Below are 16,106 nucleotides of genomic sequence, written 5' to 3' on the forward strand. Positions count from 1 at the left end.
GGCGGCCCGCGCCCTCAAGGCGCGGATTGCATGGTAGGCGGGGTCGGATCAGTACACGCGCGGCTTCGGCGGCACCACGGACACGTCATCGGTCAACGTGTACATGTGCACCGGACGGTAGTCGAAGCTGCACTTGCCCTTCTCGTCGACGCTGACCAGGGTGTGCTTCTGCCAGTTGACGTCGTCGCGGTCCGGGAAGTCCTCGTGCGCATGCGCGCCGCGGCTTTCCTTGCGCTGTTCGGCCGAGTTGATCGTCGCCACCGCGTTGAGCAGCAGGTTGTTCAGCTCGTAGGTCTCGATCAGGTCCGAGTTCCACACCAGCGAACGGTCCGAGACCTTCACGTCCTGGAACGAATCGAAGATCTTGTCCATCTTCTCGCAGCCTTCCTTCAGCGTCTGGCTGGTGCGGAAGACGGCCGCGTCGGCCTGCATGGTGCGCTGCATGCGGTCGCGGATGACCGAGGTCGGGGTATCGCCGTTGGCGTGGCGCAGCTTGTCCAGCAGGCCCAGCGCCTTGTCGCAGGCATCGGCCGGCAGCGGCTTGTGCGCCGCGCCCGGCTTGATGGTCTCGGCACAGCGGTTGGCCACCGCGCGGCCGAACACCACCAGATCCAGCAGCGAGTTTGAGCCCAGGCGGTTGGCGCCGTGCACGGACACGCAGGCGGCTTCGCCGATGGCGTACAGGCCCGGCACCACGGCATCGGGGTTGTCGCCGACCTTGCGCACCACTTCACCGTGGTAGTTGGTCGGGATGCCACCCATGTTGTAGTGCACGGTCGGGATGACCGGGATCGGCTGCTTGTGCACGTCGACGCCGGCGAAGATGCGGGCGCTCTCGGCGATGCCCGGCAGCTTGTCATCGATCACGCCCGGGCCCAGGTGGGTCAGGTCGAGCAGGATGTGATCCTTGTGCTCGCCGACACCGCGGCCTTCGCGGATCTCGATGGTCATCGAACGGCTGACCACGTCGCGCGATGCCAGATCCTTGTAATGCGGTGCATAGCGCTCCATGAAGCGCTCGCCGCTGCTGTTGCGCAGGATGCCACCTTCACCGCGGACACCCTCGGTGATCAGGCAGCCGGCGCCGTAGATGCCGGTCGGGTGGAACTGCACGAATTCCATGTCCTGCATGGCGATGCCGGCACGCATGGCCAGGCCGCCACCGTCGCCGGTGCAGGTATGCGCGGAAGTTGCGCTGAAATAGGCTCGGCCGTAGCCGCCGGTGGCCAGTACCACGCCCTGGGCGCGGAACAGGTGCAGCGTGCCGTCGGACATGTCCAGGGCCAGCACGCCGCGGCAGACGCCTTCGTCGTCGAAGATCAGGTCGAGCGCGAAGTACTCGATCATGAAGCGCGCGTCGTGCTTCAGCGACTGCTGGTACAGCGTATGCAGCATCGCGTGGCCGGTACGGTCGGCCGCCGCGCAGGTGCGCTGCGCCGCCGGGCCTTCGCCGTACTTGGTGGTCATGCCACCGAACGGGCGCTGGTAGATCTTGCCTTCGGCGGTACGCGAGAACGGCACGCCGTAGTGCTCGAGCTCGATGATGGCCGGAATGGCCTCACGGCACATGTATTCGATGGCGTCCTGGTCGCCCAGCCAGTCCGACCCCTTGATGGTGTCGAAGAAGTGGTAACGCCAGTCGTCCTCACCCATGTTGCCGAGCGCGGCGGAGATACCGCCCTGGGCGGCGACGGTGTGCGAACGGGTCGGGAAGACCTTGGTCAGGCACACGGTCTGCAGGCCCTTGGCGGCCAGGCCGAACGTGGCACGCAGGCCGGCGCCGCCGGCGCCCACCACGACCATGTCGTACTTGTGTTCGGTGATCTTGTAAGCGGACATCTAGTCTGGATTCCTGTGTAGGTGCCTGGGCTCAGGCAACGCCGAGGGCGATGCGGCCCACCGCGAACACACTGACGATCATGCCGAGCACGGCGACGAACTTCACCGCGGTCTGCAGCACCAGGGCCAGCAGCGATTCGTGGATGTAATCTTCCAGCACGACCTGCATGCCGAGCTGTGCGTGCCAGAACATGGCGATCAGCAGGCCGATCAGCGGCACCGCGTTCCACGGCTTGGCGATGGCAGCAGTGGCAGTCGCGTAGTCGGAACCCAGCAGGCCCAGCACGAAGACCAGGAACCAGATCCCCAGCACCACCAGGGCGGCGGCGGTCAGGCGCTGGTGCACGAAGTGCTCGGTGCCGGTCTTGGCCGAACCCAGGCCACGCACGTTCTTCAGCGGAGTACGGAACTTGCTCACGCGGCACCTCCAAACATCACGTAGGCCCACACCAGCAGGGTGATCACCAGGCTGCCGATGACCGACAGCCAGCTGCTGCGGATGAAGGCGGGGATGCTGAAGCCGATGGCGAAGTCCTGCACCACATGGCGGATGCCATTGCACAGGTGATAGGCGAACGACCATGTCCACGCGAACAGGAACACGCGGCCATACCAGGCCCCGGCATGGCCGGTGAAGCAGTTCCACGAATCGGGCCCCATCATCAGGGCCAGCAGGCCCGCAGCGATGATGAGGGCACCAACAGACAGAAAGACGCCAGTGGCTCGATGCAGGATCGAGGTGGCCATCTGAATCTGCCAGCGATACACCTGAAGGTGCGGGGAAAGTGGGCGTTGTCTGGTCGCCATTCGCTGGGCTCGTTGTCTCGGCTGGGCGGCACGCGGCCGCGTTGGCTCAATGCTGATCAGAAATCGATGCAGCGTCCGTTTTTCTCCCAATCGCCATACCGCACCGGATCGAGTCCGCCGCGGCCGCCGAATTCCTCTGCCTTTTCCTGTTCCACGGGCACGGGTGCCGCAGGGACCAGCGGGGCTTCAGTTTCGTCGTCGGGAGTGGGGGTTGTTTGGCCTATCATGGTCGGTCTCGCAACGCACAAATTTTAGACCTCGTTCACGTGCCTGACAACCTGCCCCCTGCTTTCGTCGGATATCCACGCCTTCCGGGCCACCAGCTGGTGAGCCTGCAGGGCGTGGACGCAGCTGCCTTCGCCCACGCCCAGTTCAGCAGCGATGTCCTCGCTCTGCCCCAGCAGCACTGGCAGTGGAGCGCCTGGCTGAGTGCCAAGGGCCGCACCCTGGCGGTGTTCCAGCTGCTCCGGCTGGCTGAGGATCACGTGATGCTGGTGTTCGCCGATGGCGACGCGGATGCGACTGCGTCGCAACTGCAGCGTTTCGTGTTCCGCCGCAAGGTCAAGGTGCAGCTGCGCGACGATCTGGCCGTGGCCGGCGCGTTCACCGCACCGGAAGCGGCTACCGGCGCGGCGATCGCCGCCAATGCAGGCGGTTGGGAGCTGGACCTGGGCAGCGACGCGCTGCCGCGCGCGCTGCGCATCGGTGCCGCTGACACCTTCCCGGCCGGTGGGCCGGACGACGACGCGGCCTTTGTATTGGCCTGGCGCCAGGCTGACCTGCGGTATGGCCTGCCCCGGCTGGAGGAGAGCCAGCGCGAGGTGTGGACGCCGCAGCAGTTGGGGCTGGACCGTCTGAACGGCTACAGCGTGAAGAAAGGCTGCTACCCGGGCCAGGAAATCGTCGCCCGCACCCACTTCCTCGGCAAGGCCAAGCGCGCGGTGCAGCTGCTGCACACCCATGCGCCGGCGCAGGCCGGTGACGGCGTGCAGCAGGACGGCGCGGCACTGGGCACGATCGCCAGCGTGGCCGGCGATCTCGCGCTGGCGGTGCTGCCGCTTGAAACGAGCGACGCAGCGCTGCAGGTCGGCGATGCGCCCGCGCAGCGGATTCCACTGCTGGATGGCCTGGCGCGCTGAGGCTGCGCCCCATCCACGCAGGGCGGGGATCTGCCGATGACGCCGGGCATGGCCCGGCGCCACCGAGTCTTACAGGCGCTCGCCGGTTTCCGCGTTGAAGAAGTGCAGGCCCTGCGGATGGATCGCCACGCGGATGTCCTCGCCCACGGCCGGCAGCGCCTGCGGCGCCACCCGCATGGTCAGTGCATGCTGGCCGCTGCTGAGGTTGACGAAGATCTCGTTGCCGACCGGCTCGATGCCCTCGATGCGCGCGGTGAACGCATGCGCGTCGTCGCCCGTGGCGGGCTGCAGGTGCTCCGGGCGCACGCCGACGTTGATCGGCTTCTGCAGCCATGCGGGGTCGATCGTGGCCTGGCCCAGCGGCGCGCGCCACTCACCCTCGACCACCGTCACGCCGCCCGCATCGCCCTGCAATGTCCCGCGCAGCACGTTCATCGCCGGGCTGCCGAGGAAACCGGCCACGAACAGGTTGGCCGGGCGGTCATACAGCGCCATCGGCGTATCGATCTGCTGGATGATGCCGTCCTTGAGCACCACGATGCGCTGGCCCAGCGTCATCGCTTCGACCTGGTCGTGCGTGACATAGATCATGGTCGTACCCAGCTTGCGGTGCAGCTGCGCGATCTCGGTACGCACGCTGTGGCGCAGCTTGGCATCGAGATTGGACAGCGGCTCGTCGAGCAGGAACACCGCAGGTTCGCGCACCAGCGCGCGCCCCAGCGCAACACGCTGGCGCTGGCCACCTGACATCGCCTTGGGCAGCTTGTCCATCATCTCGGTCAAGCCAAGCGTCTGCGCCGCTTCGGCAATCCGCCTGTCGATGGTCGCCTTGTCGTGGCCACGCAGCTTCAGGCCGAACGCCAGGTTCTCGGCCACGGTCATGTGCGGGTAAAGCGCATAACTCTGGAACACCATGGCGATGTCGCGATCCTTCGGTGCCACATCGTTGACCACGCGGTCACCGATGCTCAGCGTGCCACCGCTGATCTCCTCCAGGCCTGCCACCATCCGCAGCAGGGTCGACTTACCACAGCCGGAAGGACCGACCAGCACCATCAGTTCGCCATCGGCGACCTCGAAAGTGGCGTCCTTCACCGCAACCTGGCCGTTGTCGTAGACCTTGCGCACACCCTGCAACTGCACTTTTGCCATATCACCTGATCCGGTCTGCCCGACGCCGGGCTGTCTTTTGGGACTGCCTCGGCCCTCCCGATGGCAGCAATGATTGCGCGACTGCCGCATGACGGCGAGCACTGCAATCGAATACAGTTGCCCATTCTGCCATGTAAACGTTTTCACGTGGCACTATCCGATGGTCGGTGCGCACCGACCTGCGTCGGCGGACAATGGAACGTTCGCCGGTGCGGTGGTTTCGCATGGAACGGCCTGCTGGTATCCCCTGCAGATCGCGTTCCTCGAACCTCGGACAGGCAGTTGCGCGGATGTCCCCCGAACCCAGCCATGAAGCGATTGACAACGATGTCACCCGGATCTGAAACTCGAGCGATGCACGACACCCTCTTCCTGTTCGGTGCCACAGGTGATCTGGCCCAGCGCTATCTGTTCCCTTCGCTGCTGCGCCTGCTTGGCGATGGTCTGCTGCCGGAGGATTTCCGCATCCGTGCGCTGGCCCTGTCCGGCCATGACACCGAGGCCTTCCATGACATCCTGCGCCCGCGTCTGCAGCAGGCCATGCCGATGGCCTCGCAGGACGACATCGCCGCGCTGCTGCGCCGCATCGACTACCGTTCGGTGGACCTGCGCGATGTCGACTCGGTCGCCGCCGCCGTCTCCGACCTGGTGGACCGCAGGTGCGTGAGCTACCTGGCCATTCCGCCGGGCCTGTACATCTCCACCTGCGAAGGCCTGGCCAAGGGGGGCGCCCTCGCCGCACCGGCCCGGCTGATGCTGGAGAAACCGATCGGCAGCGACAGCGAAAGTGCCGAAGAGATCATCAGCACCATCGGCCAGTGGATCGACGAAGACCGCGTGTTCCGCCTGGATCACTATCTGGGCAAGGCTGCGGTGCAGAACCTGATCGCCCTGCGCTTCGGCAACACCCTGCTGGAGGCGGTGTGGAACCGCAACTACATCGAGTCGGTGCACATCCTGGTCGCAGAGAGCGAAGGCGTGGACGGCCGCGACGCGTACTACGCACGCTCCGGCGCCCTGCGTGACATGGTGCAGAGCCATATCCTGCAGCTGCTGTGCCTGGTGGCGATGGAACCGCCGGCGTCGCTCGAAGCCGACCGCATCCGCGACGAGAAGGTCAAGGTGCTGCGCTCCCTGCGCCCCCTCGACGCCCAGCATGCCGCCCGCGACAGCGTGCGCGGCCGCTATACCGCCGGCACCATCAACGGCCAGCCGGCACAGGCCTATCAGCCGCCGGAAGGCAGCGACGTGGAAACCTTCGCCGGCGTCACCGCGCACATCGACAACTGGCGCTGGTCCGGCGTTCCCTTCCATCTGGTCACCGGCAAGCGCCTGCCCGAGCGCACCACCCGCGTGGTGGTGACCCTCAAGCCGGTCACCCATTGGCTGTTCGAGCGCCCGCAGCGCGCGCAGGCCGCACCCAATCGCCTGGTGTTCCAGCTGCAGCCGCAGGAAAACATCGAGCTGGGCCTGATGAGCAGCCTGGCCGGTCCGGAATGGGGCGCGCTGGAACTGCATCCGCTGGAACTGGAGCTGTCGGTGCCGACGGGACTGCACCGCCGCATCGCTTACGAGCGCCTTTTCCTGGACGCCTTCAACGGCAACCATGCGCTGTTCGTGCGCGACGACGAAGTGCGCGCCGCCTGGGCGTGGATCGACAGCGTCGCCGATGCCTGGAAGGCAGCCGGCCTGCCGCTCCAGCCTTACCCTGCTGGCCAGTGGGGTCCGGCGGATGCCAGCGACTTCCTGCCACAGGGCGTGGATGCGCCGGACACCGGAGCTTCGGCATGAGTGGCAGCTCGCAGCCGGTTCTGGTCGCCGACATCGGCGGCACCAATGCCCGCTTCGCACTGGCCGACACTTCGCTGGATGCGCCCCTGCAGAAGGACAGCATCCGCGAGTTCGCAGTCGCCGAGTTCCCGTCGCTGGGCGATGCCGCCCGCCACTACCTTGAGCAGGCCGGGGCCAGCGCGCGCCGCGGCGTGTTTGCCGTGGCCGGCCGCGTCGATGGCGACGAGGCACGCATCACCAACCATCCGTGGGTGATCTCGCGCAGCCGCACCGCAGCGATGCTCGGCTTCGACGAGCTGCACCTGATCAACGACTTCGCCGCACAGGCGATGGCCGTCGCCCTGTTGCAACCGCAGGATGTGGTGCAGATCGGCGGTGCGCACTGGACGCCGGCCGCGCTGGGCCAGCCACGCAACTACGGAGTGATCGGCCCCGGCACGGGCCTCGGCGTCGGTGGCCTGGTGGTGCGCCACGGCCGCAGCTACCCGCTGGAAACCGAAGGCGGTCACGTCAGCTTCCCGCCGGGCACGCCGGAAGAAGTGCGGATCCTGGAGATCCTGTCCGAGCAGTTCGGCCGCGTGTCCAACGAGCGTCTCATCTGCGGTCCCGGCCTGGTCAACATCCATCGTGCGGTCTGTGAGATGGCCGGTGTCGACCCGGGCCATCTGCAGCCGGCCGACGTCACCGCCCGTGCCGCGCTCGGCGATCCGCAGGCGATGCGCACCGTGGATGTGTTCTGCGCAGTGTTCGGCGCCATCGCCGGCGACCTGGTGCTGATCCAGGGTGCCTGGGATGGCGTGTTCCTGACCGGCGGCCTGGTGCCCAAAATGCTGGATTCGCTGCAGCACTCCGGCTTCCGCCAGCGCTTCGAGCACAAGGGCCGGTTTTCCTCGATCATGGCGCGGGTGCCTTCGCTGGCGATCATGCACCCCTGCCCCGGCCTGCTGGGCGCTGCCGCCTATGCAGCCGATGCCGAACGTGACGCTCCGGGAGTTGCCGCATGAGCCCTGTCTTCCAGGACGACCGCATCGATTTTGTCAGTCACGGCGATGCCGATGGCTGGATCGAAGCGGTGGCCACCGAAATGGCACAGACCATCAACCGTGACATCAACGAAGTCGGCCGCGCACGCATCCTGCTGTCCGGTGGCACCACGCCGGCGCCGGTGTACCAGGCGCTGGCAGAAATGGAAGTGCACTGGGACCGCGTGGAAGTGAGCCTGGCCGATGAGCGCTGGCTGTCGCCGCAGGATCGCGACAGCAATGCCTGGCTGGTACGCGAGCACCTGCTCAAGCGCGCCGAAGGTGCACATTTCGACCCGCTGGTGCGCATCGGCAAGCCGCTTCCGGAATGCGTGTACACCGCCAATCTGCAGGCACAGCACAGCCAGCCGCCCAGCCTGGTCGCGCTCGGCATGGGCAATGATGGCCACACGGCCTCGTTGTTCCCCGGCTCGAAGGACCTGGCCCGCGCGCTGGAAAGCCCCCTGCCCTATGCCGCACTGGATGCGACCGGCTGCCCGGGCGCCAACCAGTGGCCGCTGCGGATCACGCTGACCCCGCACGGCCTGCGCCAGTGCCGCCAGCGCCTGCTGCTGCTGCGCGGCAAGCAGAAGCTGCAGGTGCTGCGGCAGGCGCTGGACAGCAACAATGCCCAGCAGTACCCGATCCTCAACGCAATCCACCTGGAAGGCGCGCGCCTGCGCGTCCACTGGGCAGATTGATGTCGGTGGCGGCATATCGCCGCCGCCCACCTCTCGCCACCTCGAACGCCGGTAGCCAATGAGCCTCCATCCGCAACTGCAAGCCATCACCGACCGCGTCATCCGTCGCAGCGCTGCCTCGCGCGCGGCCTACCTGGCCGCTGTCGACGCCGCCCTGCGCGAAGGCCCCTTCCGCAGCCGCCTGAGCTGCGGCAATCTCGCCCATGGTTTCGCTGCCTGCGGCGGCACCGACAAGAGCCGCCTGCGCGGCGGCGTGACGCCGAACCTGGGCATCATCACCGCCTATAACGACATGTTGTCGGCCCACCAGCCGTTCGAGACCTATCCGGAGCAGATCCGCGGGATCGCCCGTGAACTGGGCGCCACCGCGCAGGTGGCCGGCGGTGTGCCGGCGATGTGCGACGGCGTCACCCAGGGCCGCGGCGGCATGGAACTGTCGCTGTTCTCGCGCGATGTGATCGCGCAGGCCACCGCGATCGGCCTCAGCCATGACATGTTCGATACCACGGTCTACCTTGGCGTGTGCGACAAGATCGTGCCCGGCCTGCTGATCGGCGCGCTCGCGTTCGGCCACCTGCCGGCGGTGTTCATTCCGGCCGGCCCGATGACGCCGGGCATTCCGAACAAGCAGAAGGCCGAGGTGCGCGAACGCTATGCGGCCGGCGAAGCCACCCGCGAAGAACTGCTGGAGGCCGAGTCGGCCTCCTACCATGGCGCAGGCACCTGCACCTTCTACGGTACCGCCAACTCCAACCAGGTACTGCTGGAAGCGATGGGCGTGCAGCTGCCAGGCGCATCCTTCGTCAACCCGGGCACTGCGCTGCGCGATGCGCTCACCCGCGAGGCCACCGAGCGTGCGCTGGAGATCACCGCGCTGGGTGAGGATTTCCGTCCGCTCGGCCGGATCATCGACGAGCGCGCGATCATCAACGCCGTCATCGCCCTGATGGCCACCGGCGGCTCGACCAACCACACCATCCACTGGATCGCGGTCGCGCGTGCCGCCGGCATCGTGCTGACCTGGGACGACTTCGACGAGCTGTCGCAGCTGATTCCCCTGCTGGCTCGCGTCTATCCGAATGGCGACGCCGACGTGAACCGCTTCGCGGCGGCCGGCGGCCCGGCTTTCGTGTTCGGCGAATTGATCAGGGCCGGGCTGATGCACGGCGACCTGGTCAGTGTGGCGCGCGGCGGCATGGCCGATTACGCCCGCGAACCGCAGCTGCGTGACGGCACCCTGGTCTATCTGCCCGGGCTGGAGCGCAGTGCCGACGAGGAGGTGGTGCGCGGCGTCGACGCTCCGTTCGAGAGCCAGGGTGGCCTGCGCCTGCTGCGCGGCAACCTGGGCCGGTCGTTGATCAAACTGTCGGCGGTGAAGCCGCAATACCGTTCGATCGAAGCACCGGCCGTTGTCGTTGATGCGCCCCAGGTGCTCAACAAGCTGCATGCTGCCGGGCTGCTTCCCCAGGATTTCGTGGCGGTGGTGCGCTACCAGGGCCCGCGCGCGAACGGCATGCCGGAGCTGCATTCGCTGGCGCCGCTGCTGGGCCTTCTGCAGAACCAGGGCCGACGCGTTGCGCTGGTCACCGATGGCCGGTTGTCCGGGGCGTCGGGCAAGATCCCGGCAGCGATCCATGTCACGCCGGAAGCCGCGCGTGGGGGTCCGCTGGCGAAAGTCCGCGAAGGCGACATCATCCGCCTGGATGGCGAGGCGGGCACGCTGGACGTCCTGGTGGACGCTGCGGAATGGGCAGCACGCACTCAGGCCCCGAACACCGCGCCCGCGGCGAATGATCTGGGCCGCAACCTGTTCGCGATCAACCGTCGTGTGGTCGGGCCGGCCGATCAGGGCGCCATTTCGATTTCGTGCGGGCCGGCAGCGGCCGATGGCGGGCCGTGGGATTACGACGCCGAGTACGAACTGGGACACGATGCGGCGGCGGCGGCAGCGCCGCATGAGGCGAAGGACGCCTGAGGGTTGAAGAGCGCTGCGGGTGTGTTGCGGCGGCGAGTGTGCTGGTGGCGGCGTCACACTTTCCGGCGCATCAACGCCGCGAAGTGATCACTGAAAATCAAATTCGGAAGCAAAGGCAGAAGCAGAGCTATGGGTATCGAACAACATCAGCTGAAGGCGGCGGAGCTGTTGCATGCGGCGGGCATCCTGCCGGTGGTGACGATTCATACGCTGGACCAGGCCCGTGCGGTGAGTGCGGCGCTGCTGGAAGGCGGTCTGCCAGCGATCGAGCTGACGTTGCGCACGCCGGTGGCGATGGAGGCGTTGGCCATGCTCAAGCGCGAACTGCCGGACGTGGTGGTGGGTGCCGGTACGGTGCTGACCGTTGAGCAGATGCAGCAGTCGATTGATGCCGGCGCGGACTTCCTGGTGACCCCGGGTACGCCGCCCGCGCTGGCCGATGCGCTGGCCGCTGCGCCGCTGCCGGTGGTGCCCGGTGCGGCGACGCCGACCGAGCTGCTGTCGCTGCATGCGCGCGGATTCCGGGTGTGCAAGCTGTTCCCGGCCACGGCGGTCGGCGGCCTGGCGATGATCAAGGGCGTGGCCGGTCCAATTGCCGATCTGAAGCTGTGCCCGACCGGCGGCATCACGGAAAACACCGCCGCCGAGTACCTCGAGCAGAAGAACGTCGTCTGCATCGGTGGCTCATGGATGGTGCCCGGCAACTGGATTGCGGACGGCGACTGGGACAAGGTGCGCGCCAGCGCCATGCAGGCGGCGGCCATCGTCAAGCGCGTGCGCGGCACCTGAGCGCCCGATGGGTGAGCGCGGGGCCGACGCTTGGCCCCGCGACCGCGGGCCGGAACTGGAAGACAGATTCCGGGCGCGCGACGCACCTCAGCCGTTGGCTGAAACCCTCACAGCGGCCGTGCCGGATCCACCAGCCCGTACTGGCTGGCCATGCGCGCCAGCGCGATGTTGTCATGGATACCCATCTTCTCGAACAGGCGTGCCTTGTGCGTGTTGACGGTCTTGGCGCTGAGGCTGAGGCGGCGCGCGATGTCTTCCTGGCGCAATCCCTGGGTCAGCAGCAGCGCCACTTCCAGCTCGCGCGGAGACAGGGTGTCGAACGGCGAACCATTCCCCTCCACCGTCGACAGCGCCAGATTCTGCGCGATGCTGGTGCCCAGGTAGCGGCGCCCGCCTGCCACGTCGCGCACCGCGCGCAGCAGTTCCTGGGCGTCGCAGCCCTTGCCGATGTACCCGGCCGCGCCGGCTTCCAGCAGCCGCTTCGGCAGCGGGCCATCCTCCAGGACGGACACGATCACCACGCGCGTGCTGCGATGGCCGCGCACGATGCGCTCGGTCACTTCCATGCCGCTGACACCCGGCAGGTGCAGGTCGCACAGCACCACGTCCGGCTGCAGCTGGCGGATCTCGCGCAGCGCGTCCTCGCCGGTCTCGGCCTCGCCCACCACCTCGATGTCGGTCTCACCCGACAGGATCATCTTCATCCCGGTGCGGACCAGTGCGTGGTCGTCCACCAGGTAGACTCGAATCGTCATTCACGTACCTCTTCGAATGCGGCCATTGCGGGTCAAGCTAGGCAGGGTGCCGAACCCTCGCAAGCGCGGTCGAAGTGCATACCGGGCAAGAGTGCCGGGTTGATCACAGTCTCACGCATTGTGCTTACCCCCTGTCTTGCAGAACCCACTGCAACGAAACAGCTCATCTATCACGTAGACGCCCGCGAAGAGCCATCCACGTCACTCCCCCTGTGTTGATGCTTCGCTGGCCGTCGATGGCGGCGAATCGCGGCGTCGCCAGGGATGCCGACGACTGAACATGACCAGGTAGCACCCTACCACCCAAACCAGTGCTGCACACCATCCGGCCAGGATATCCGACGGGTAATGGACCCCGAGATAGACCCGGGACACGCTGACCAGCAAGCTGAACGCAGGGGCCAGCACCAGCACCGGCCAGCGCCAGCGGGTATTCCAGGCCAGAAGTACCAGGGTTGCCGCCAGGGTCATCGACCCCATGGCGTGGCCGCTGGGGAAACTGAACGTCGATTCCGGTGCGATGGACTCCCACAGGCTGGGGCGGTCCCGCTGGAAGAACCGCTTGCTGCCCATGTTCAACAGTGCCGATCCGAGGAAACTGACGGCCACGAAGGTGGCCTCGCGCCAGCGGCGGTAGCCCAGCAGTGCCGCGACGATCAGCACATCGGCGGGAATCAGGAACCACTCGTAACCCAGCCGGGACAGCAGCACGAAGAACCGGTCCAGCCACGGCGAATGCAGGCCGTGCATCTGCCACAGCAGCGGCGCGTCGAAATGGAACGATTCAAACTCATGCACCTCGTCGGCCAGCGCGACGAAGCCGGCCAGCGGCAACAGCACGCCGGCGAACAGCAGGACCAGGCGCCACGCATTGCGCGCCATCCAGTGACGGAAGCCGGAGGCCGGCTCCGGCGCGGCAAGGATCGCGGGCTTATCCTGCGCTTCGGACATAGGTTCGTTCGACGTAATCGTCGATCAGGGCGACGAATTCCTGGGCGATGTTCTCGCCACGCAGGGTCACCTTCTTCTCGCCATCGACGAACACCGGCGCCGACGGCGCCTCCCCGGTTCCCGGCAGCGAGATGCCGATGTTGGCGTGCCGCGATTCTCCCGGGCCGTTGACCACGCAGCCCATCACCGCCAGGGTCATGTTTTCCGCCCCCGGGTGCTGCACTTTCCACAGCGGCATCTTCTCGCGCACGTGGTTCTGCACCACCTTGGCCAGCTCCTGGAAGAACTCGGAGGTGGTGCGGCCGCATCCCGGGCAGGCCGTCACCAGCGGCGTGAACGCGCGCTGGCCGGTGGTCTGCAGCAGCTCCTGGGCGACGATCACTTCCTGCGTCCGCGACTGGCCCGGCTCGGGCGTCAGCGAGATGCGGATGGTGTCGCCGATACCTTCCTGCAGCAGCACGCTCAGCGCCGCTGCCGACGCAACGATGCCCTTGCTGCCGATGCCGGCTTCGGTCAGGCCCAGATGCAGCGCGAACTCCGAACGCTGTGCCAGGTCACGGTAGACCGCGATCAGCTCCTGCACGCCACTGACCTTGGCCGACAGCACGATGCGGTCGCGCGGCAGGCCCAGCTCCACGGCCTGTTCGGCCGAATCCAGCGCTGACCGGATCAGTGCCTCGCGCAGGACACGTCCGGCGTCCCAGGGCTGCTCGCGCTCGTTGTTCTCATCCATCAGCCTGGCCGCCAGCGCCTGGTCCAGCGAGCCCCAGTTGGCGCCGATGCGCACCGGCTTGTTGTAGCGGATGGCGAACTCGATCAACTGCGCGAACTGCAGGTCCTTCTTCTTGCCGAAGCCCACATTGCCCGGATTGATGCGGTACTTGGCCAGTGCTTCGGCACACGCCGGTTCGGCGGTCAGCAACTGATGGCCGTTGTAGTGGAAATCACCGATCAGCGGCACGTCGATGCCCATCATCGCCAGCTTGTCGACGATGCGCGGGATCGCGGCCGCGGCCTCGACGGTGTTGACGGTCAAGCGCACCATTTCCGAACCGGCGCGCCAGAGCTCGGCGACCTGCTTCACGCTGGAGGCCACGTCGGAGGTGTCGGTATTCGTCATCGACTGCACCACCACCGGCCTGCCGCCGCCGACGGTGACTCCGCCGATCTGGACGGCGAGGGTCTGGCGACGGGACCAGGCGGTGGGCTCGGAAGGCGGGGTCGGGCGGGTAACGGCGTCGTGCATGCGGGCATTCTAGCGCCCGCCTCCGGTTTCCGGGTGACTCGCATTCAGCCGCCGGCACGGCTGCGGCCGATTGTCGCAGGCACACCCGCCCGCGAACGCATACGATGGGCGCGAATGACCGGTCCCGACGCCCCGTTTCTCCGCACCCTGTGCAGCCTGCGATGGCTGGCCGTGGCCGGCCAGGCCGCCACCATCCTGGTCGCCACCTGGGTGCTGGGCCTGCCGCTGCCGCCACTGCCGCTGTGGGCCGGCGTCGCCGTGCTCGCGCTGTTCAATGTCTACACCCAGCTGCGGCCGGAAGGGGCCGATACCGCGCCACTGACAGCCTTCGGCCACATCCTGGTGGACGTGATCATCCTGACCTGGATGATCAGCTGGAGCGGCGGCATGGCCAATCCGTTCAGCTCCCTGTTCCTGATCCTGATTGCGTTGGCCGCCTTCGCCCTGCCCCTGCGCTGGGCGTTGGCGGTGGCCCTGGCCTGCCTGCTCGGCTACGCCGCCAGCGGACTGTTCGGCCAGCCGCTGCCGGACGGCTACTTCCGTGCGCAGGACCTGAACCGCTGGGGCGTGGTCGCCAATTTCCTGATCTCCGCCACTGTCGTGCTGACGTTCTCCACGCGCCTGGCCCTGGCCCTGCGGCAACGGGAACTGGAGCTCTCGGCACTGCGTGAACGCTTCGCCCGCAACGAGGGCATTGTCGCCCTGGCCACCCACGCCGCCTCGGTGGCGCATGAACTGAACACGCCGCTGGCGACCATGACCCTGCTGGCCGACGACGTTGCCGAGCGCAGCGAGGAGCCGGAAGTACGCGAGGACATGGAAACCCTGCGCGAACTGCTCGTGCAGTGCCGCGAACGGGTGCTGGCACTGGCCGCGCCGGCATCGGCCGACATGCCCGGACGCAGCCGCTCCAGCGCCCAGCAGGTGCTGGAACAATGGCGGCTGGTGCGGCCGACCATCGACCTGCACCGCAACGACGATGCGCCGCTGCGGCTGCCGCTGGACCCCGGCGTGGGCCACCTGCTGATGGTCCTGCTCAACAACGCAGCCGATGCCGGAGAGCAGGCCGGGCGCCCGCGCGTGGACCTGAGCCTGCGCATCGACGGCGACGACCTGATCGGCGAAGTCCGCGACTACGGCCACGGCTTCGATGCCCGTGCCGCCGTGCTGCCGGGCACGCTGTTCGGCAGCAGCAAGAGCGAGGGCATGGGCGTCGGCCTGGCCCTGTCCCATGCCACCATCGAACGCCTCGACGGCGAGATGTGGATGCGCCCGGCCCAGGGGGCCGGCAGTCGCGTCGGCTTCCGCCTGCCGCTGGCCCCACGCGAGGACACCCCATGAGCCTGCACCACTCCACCCAGGGCCTGCTGGTCGACGACGACGAGCTGTACCTGCGTACCCTGCAGCGCAGCCTGGCGCGCAAGGGACTCGAAACGCAGACCGCGCAGGACGCGGCCACTGCGCTGATGCTGGCCCGCCAGCATCCACCGGCTTTCGCGCTGATCGACCTCAAGCTCGGCAGTGATTCCGGCCTGGCCCTGATCCAGCCCCTGCGTGCCCTGCGTGCGGACATGCGGATCCTGCTGGTCACCGGTTATGCCAGCATCGCCACAGCCGTGGAAGCCATCAAGCTGGGCGCAGACGATTATCTGCCCAAGCCGGCAACGGTACCGATGATCCTGCGCGCGCTGGGCGAAGAGGACGACGGCCCGGCCGACGACGGCGAGATGGAAGTCCCCGACGCGATGACGCCGATCAGTCGCCTGCAGTGGGAACACATCCAGCAGGCGATGCACGAGACGGGCGGCAACGTGTCCGCTGCCGCCCGCCTGCTCGGCATGCACCGACGGTCGCTGCAGCGCAAACTGGCCAAGCGGCCAAGCCCGGAACGCGATCCGAGCCGTTGAGCCCGGCACGCCGGGCCAATGCCCGGCGACAC

16 protein-coding genes are annotated in these 16,106 nt (G+C 67.5%); 8 read left to right on the forward strand and 8 right to left on the reverse strand.

Going from position 1 to position 16,106, the window contains the following annotated elements:
* Positions 1-48: 48 nt before the first annotated feature.
* The 4 genes from sdhA to QMZ25_RS14805 are packed head-to-tail and all read right to left on the reverse strand — an operon-like array spanning position 49 to position 2,873.
* Positions 49-1,839, reverse strand: coding sequence for a succinate dehydrogenase flavoprotein subunit (gene sdhA, locus QMZ25_RS14790; RefSeq protein WP_053517296.1), 1,791 nt, complete (start codon positions 1,837-1,839; stop codon positions 49-51).
* 31 nt (positions 1,840-1,870) lie between these two features.
* Complete coding sequence (gene sdhD, locus QMZ25_RS14795) at positions 1,871-2,257, reverse strand: succinate dehydrogenase, hydrophobic membrane anchor protein (RefSeq protein ID WP_053517295.1); 387 nt, start codon at positions 2,255-2,257, stop codon at positions 1,871-1,873.
* Positions 2,254-2,646, reverse strand: a complete 393-nt coding sequence (sdhC, locus tag QMZ25_RS14800) for a succinate dehydrogenase, cytochrome b556 subunit (protein WP_004153151.1) — start codon at positions 2,644-2,646, stop codon at positions 2,254-2,256. The genes sdhD and sdhC overlap by 4 nt, the downstream gene beginning before the upstream one ends.
* 56 nt (positions 2,647-2,702) lie before the next feature.
* Positions 2,703-2,873 carry a DUF1674 domain-containing protein gene (locus QMZ25_RS14805; RefSeq protein WP_074901279.1) on the reverse strand — a complete coding sequence of 57 codons (171 nt, stop codon included), beginning with the start codon at positions 2,871-2,873 and terminating at the stop codon, positions 2,703-2,705.
* A gap of 39 nt (positions 2,874-2,912) precedes the next feature.
* Between QMZ25_RS14805 and QMZ25_RS14810 the strand changes: the two genes are divergently transcribed.
* Positions 2,913-3,785, forward strand: coding sequence for a folate-binding protein (locus tag QMZ25_RS14810; protein WP_283219866.1), 873 nt, complete (start codon positions 2,913-2,915; stop codon positions 3,783-3,785).
* 69 nt (positions 3,786-3,854) lie between these two features.
* On the opposite strand, the gene ugpC is transcribed toward QMZ25_RS14810, so the two are convergent.
* The gene (gene ugpC, locus QMZ25_RS14815; protein WP_065181281.1) at positions 3,855-4,937 is read right to left on the reverse strand and encodes a sn-glycerol-3-phosphate ABC transporter ATP-binding protein UgpC; all 1,083 of its coding nucleotides are present in this window, start codon (positions 4,935-4,937) and stop codon (positions 3,855-3,857) included.
* Positions 4,938-5,291: 354 nt separating this feature from the next.
* On the opposite strand from ugpC, the gene zwf reads away from it, so the two are divergent.
* From zwf to eda, 5 genes are all read left to right on the forward strand, one after another.
* Positions 5,292-6,728 (forward strand): glucose-6-phosphate dehydrogenase, encoded by a 1,437-nt coding sequence (gene zwf, locus QMZ25_RS14820; protein ID WP_345782739.1) that lies wholly within the window; start codon positions 5,292-5,294, stop codon positions 6,726-6,728.
* On the forward strand, positions 6,725-7,732 hold the full coding sequence (gene glk / locus QMZ25_RS14825; protein WP_283219868.1) for a glucokinase: 1,008 nt from the start codon (positions 6,725-6,727) through the stop codon (positions 7,730-7,732). The genes zwf and glk overlap by 4 nt, the downstream gene beginning before the upstream one ends.
* Positions 7,729-8,451: a 6-phosphogluconolactonase gene (pgl, locus tag QMZ25_RS14830; protein ID WP_053517289.1), complete on the forward strand. Its 723-nt coding sequence runs from the start codon at positions 7,729-7,731 to the stop codon at positions 8,449-8,451. The genes glk and pgl overlap by 4 nt, the downstream gene beginning before the upstream one ends.
* 58 nt (positions 8,452-8,509) lie before the next feature.
* A complete protein-coding gene (gene edd, locus QMZ25_RS14835; protein ID WP_065174951.1) occupies positions 8,510-10,426 on the forward strand; it encodes a phosphogluconate dehydratase in 1,917 nt (638 codons plus the stop codon).
* A gap of 129 nt (positions 10,427-10,555) precedes the next feature.
* Positions 10,556-11,215, forward strand: a complete 660-nt coding sequence (eda, locus tag QMZ25_RS14840) for a bifunctional 4-hydroxy-2-oxoglutarate aldolase/2-dehydro-3-deoxy-phosphogluconate aldolase (protein ID WP_128989062.1) — start codon at positions 10,556-10,558, stop codon at positions 11,213-11,215.
* A 107-nt stretch (positions 11,216-11,322) separates the two neighbouring features.
* Here the strand turns inward: eda and QMZ25_RS14845 are convergent, their stop codons facing one another.
* The 3 genes from QMZ25_RS14845 to ispG form a co-directional block, all read right to left on the reverse strand.
* On the reverse strand, positions 11,323-11,970 hold the full coding sequence (locus QMZ25_RS14845; RefSeq protein WP_065174949.1) for a response regulator: 648 nt from the start codon (positions 11,968-11,970) through the stop codon (positions 11,323-11,325).
* 201 nt (positions 11,971-12,171) lie between these two features.
* Positions 12,172-12,921: a phosphatase PAP2 family protein gene (locus tag QMZ25_RS14850; protein ID WP_053517284.1), complete on the reverse strand. Its 750-nt coding sequence runs from the start codon at positions 12,919-12,921 to the stop codon at positions 12,172-12,174.
* On the reverse strand, positions 12,902-14,167 hold the full coding sequence (ispG, locus tag QMZ25_RS14855) for a flavodoxin-dependent (E)-4-hydroxy-3-methylbut-2-enyl-diphosphate synthase (RefSeq protein WP_283219869.1): 1,266 nt from the start codon (positions 14,165-14,167) through the stop codon (positions 12,902-12,904). Before ispG ends, QMZ25_RS14850 begins: the two co-directional genes overlap by 20 nt.
* Before the next feature lie 114 nt (positions 14,168-14,281).
* On the opposite strand from ispG, the gene QMZ25_RS14860 reads away from it, so the two are divergent.
* Both QMZ25_RS14860 and QMZ25_RS14865 read left to right on the forward strand, forming a co-directional pair.
* A complete protein-coding gene (locus QMZ25_RS14860) occupies positions 14,282-15,508 on the forward strand; it encodes an ATP-binding protein (RefSeq protein WP_065174948.1) in 1,227 nt (408 codons plus the stop codon).
* Positions 15,505-16,074, forward strand: a complete 570-nt coding sequence (locus QMZ25_RS14865; RefSeq protein WP_053517280.1) for a response regulator transcription factor — start codon at positions 15,505-15,507, stop codon at positions 16,072-16,074. The genes QMZ25_RS14860 and QMZ25_RS14865 overlap by 4 nt, the downstream gene beginning before the upstream one ends.
* The last annotated feature ends 32 nt before the right edge of the window (positions 16,075-16,106 follow it).

The organism is Stenotrophomonas sp. RS-48, from assembly GCF_030053245.1.
Classification (GTDB): Bacteria; Pseudomonadota; Gammaproteobacteria; order Xanthomonadales; family Xanthomonadaceae; genus Stenotrophomonas; species Stenotrophomonas maltophilia_P.

Coding starts and splice junctions, on each gene's coding strand:
- sdhA (WP_053517296.1), bottom strand. CDS start 1,839: ATGTCCGCTTACAAGATCACCGAACACAAGTACGACATGGTCGTGGTG.
- sdhC (WP_004153151.1), bottom strand. CDS start 2,646: ATGGCGACCAGACAACGCCCACTTTCCCCGCACCTTCAGGTGTATCGC.
- QMZ25_RS14805 (WP_074901279.1), bottom strand. CDS start 2,873: ATGATAGGCCAAACAACCCCCACTCCCGACGACGAAACTGAAGCCCCG.
- ugpC (WP_065181281.1), bottom strand. CDS start 4,937: ATGGCAAAAGTGCAGTTGCAGGGTGTGCGCAAGGTCTACGACAACGGC.
- zwf (WP_345782739.1), top strand. CDS start 5,292: ATGCACGACACCCTCTTCCTGTTCGGTGCCACAGGTGATCTGGCCCAG.
- glk (WP_283219868.1), top strand. CDS start 6,725: ATGAGTGGCAGCTCGCAGCCGGTTCTGGTCGCCGACATCGGCGGCACC.
- pgl (WP_053517289.1), top strand. CDS start 7,729: ATGAGCCCTGTCTTCCAGGACGACCGCATCGATTTTGTCAGTCACGGC.
- edd (WP_065174951.1), top strand. CDS start 8,510: ATGAGCCTCCATCCGCAACTGCAAGCCATCACCGACCGCGTCATCCGT.
- eda (WP_128989062.1), top strand. CDS start 10,556: ATGGGTATCGAACAACATCAGCTGAAGGCGGCGGAGCTGTTGCATGCG.
- QMZ25_RS14845 (WP_065174949.1), bottom strand. CDS start 11,970: ATGACGATTCGAGTCTACCTGGTGGACGACCACGCACTGGTCCGCACC.
- QMZ25_RS14850 (WP_053517284.1), bottom strand. CDS start 12,921: ATGTCCGAAGCGCAGGATAAGCCCGCGATCCTTGCCGCGCCGGAGCCG.
- ispG (WP_283219869.1), bottom strand. CDS start 14,167: ATGCACGACGCCGTTACCCGCCCGACCCCGCCTTCCGAGCCCACCGCC.
- QMZ25_RS14860 (WP_065174948.1), top strand. CDS start 14,282: ATGACCGGTCCCGACGCCCCGTTTCTCCGCACCCTGTGCAGCCTGCGA.
- QMZ25_RS14865 (WP_053517280.1), top strand. CDS start 15,505: ATGAGCCTGCACCACTCCACCCAGGGCCTGCTGGTCGACGACGACGAG.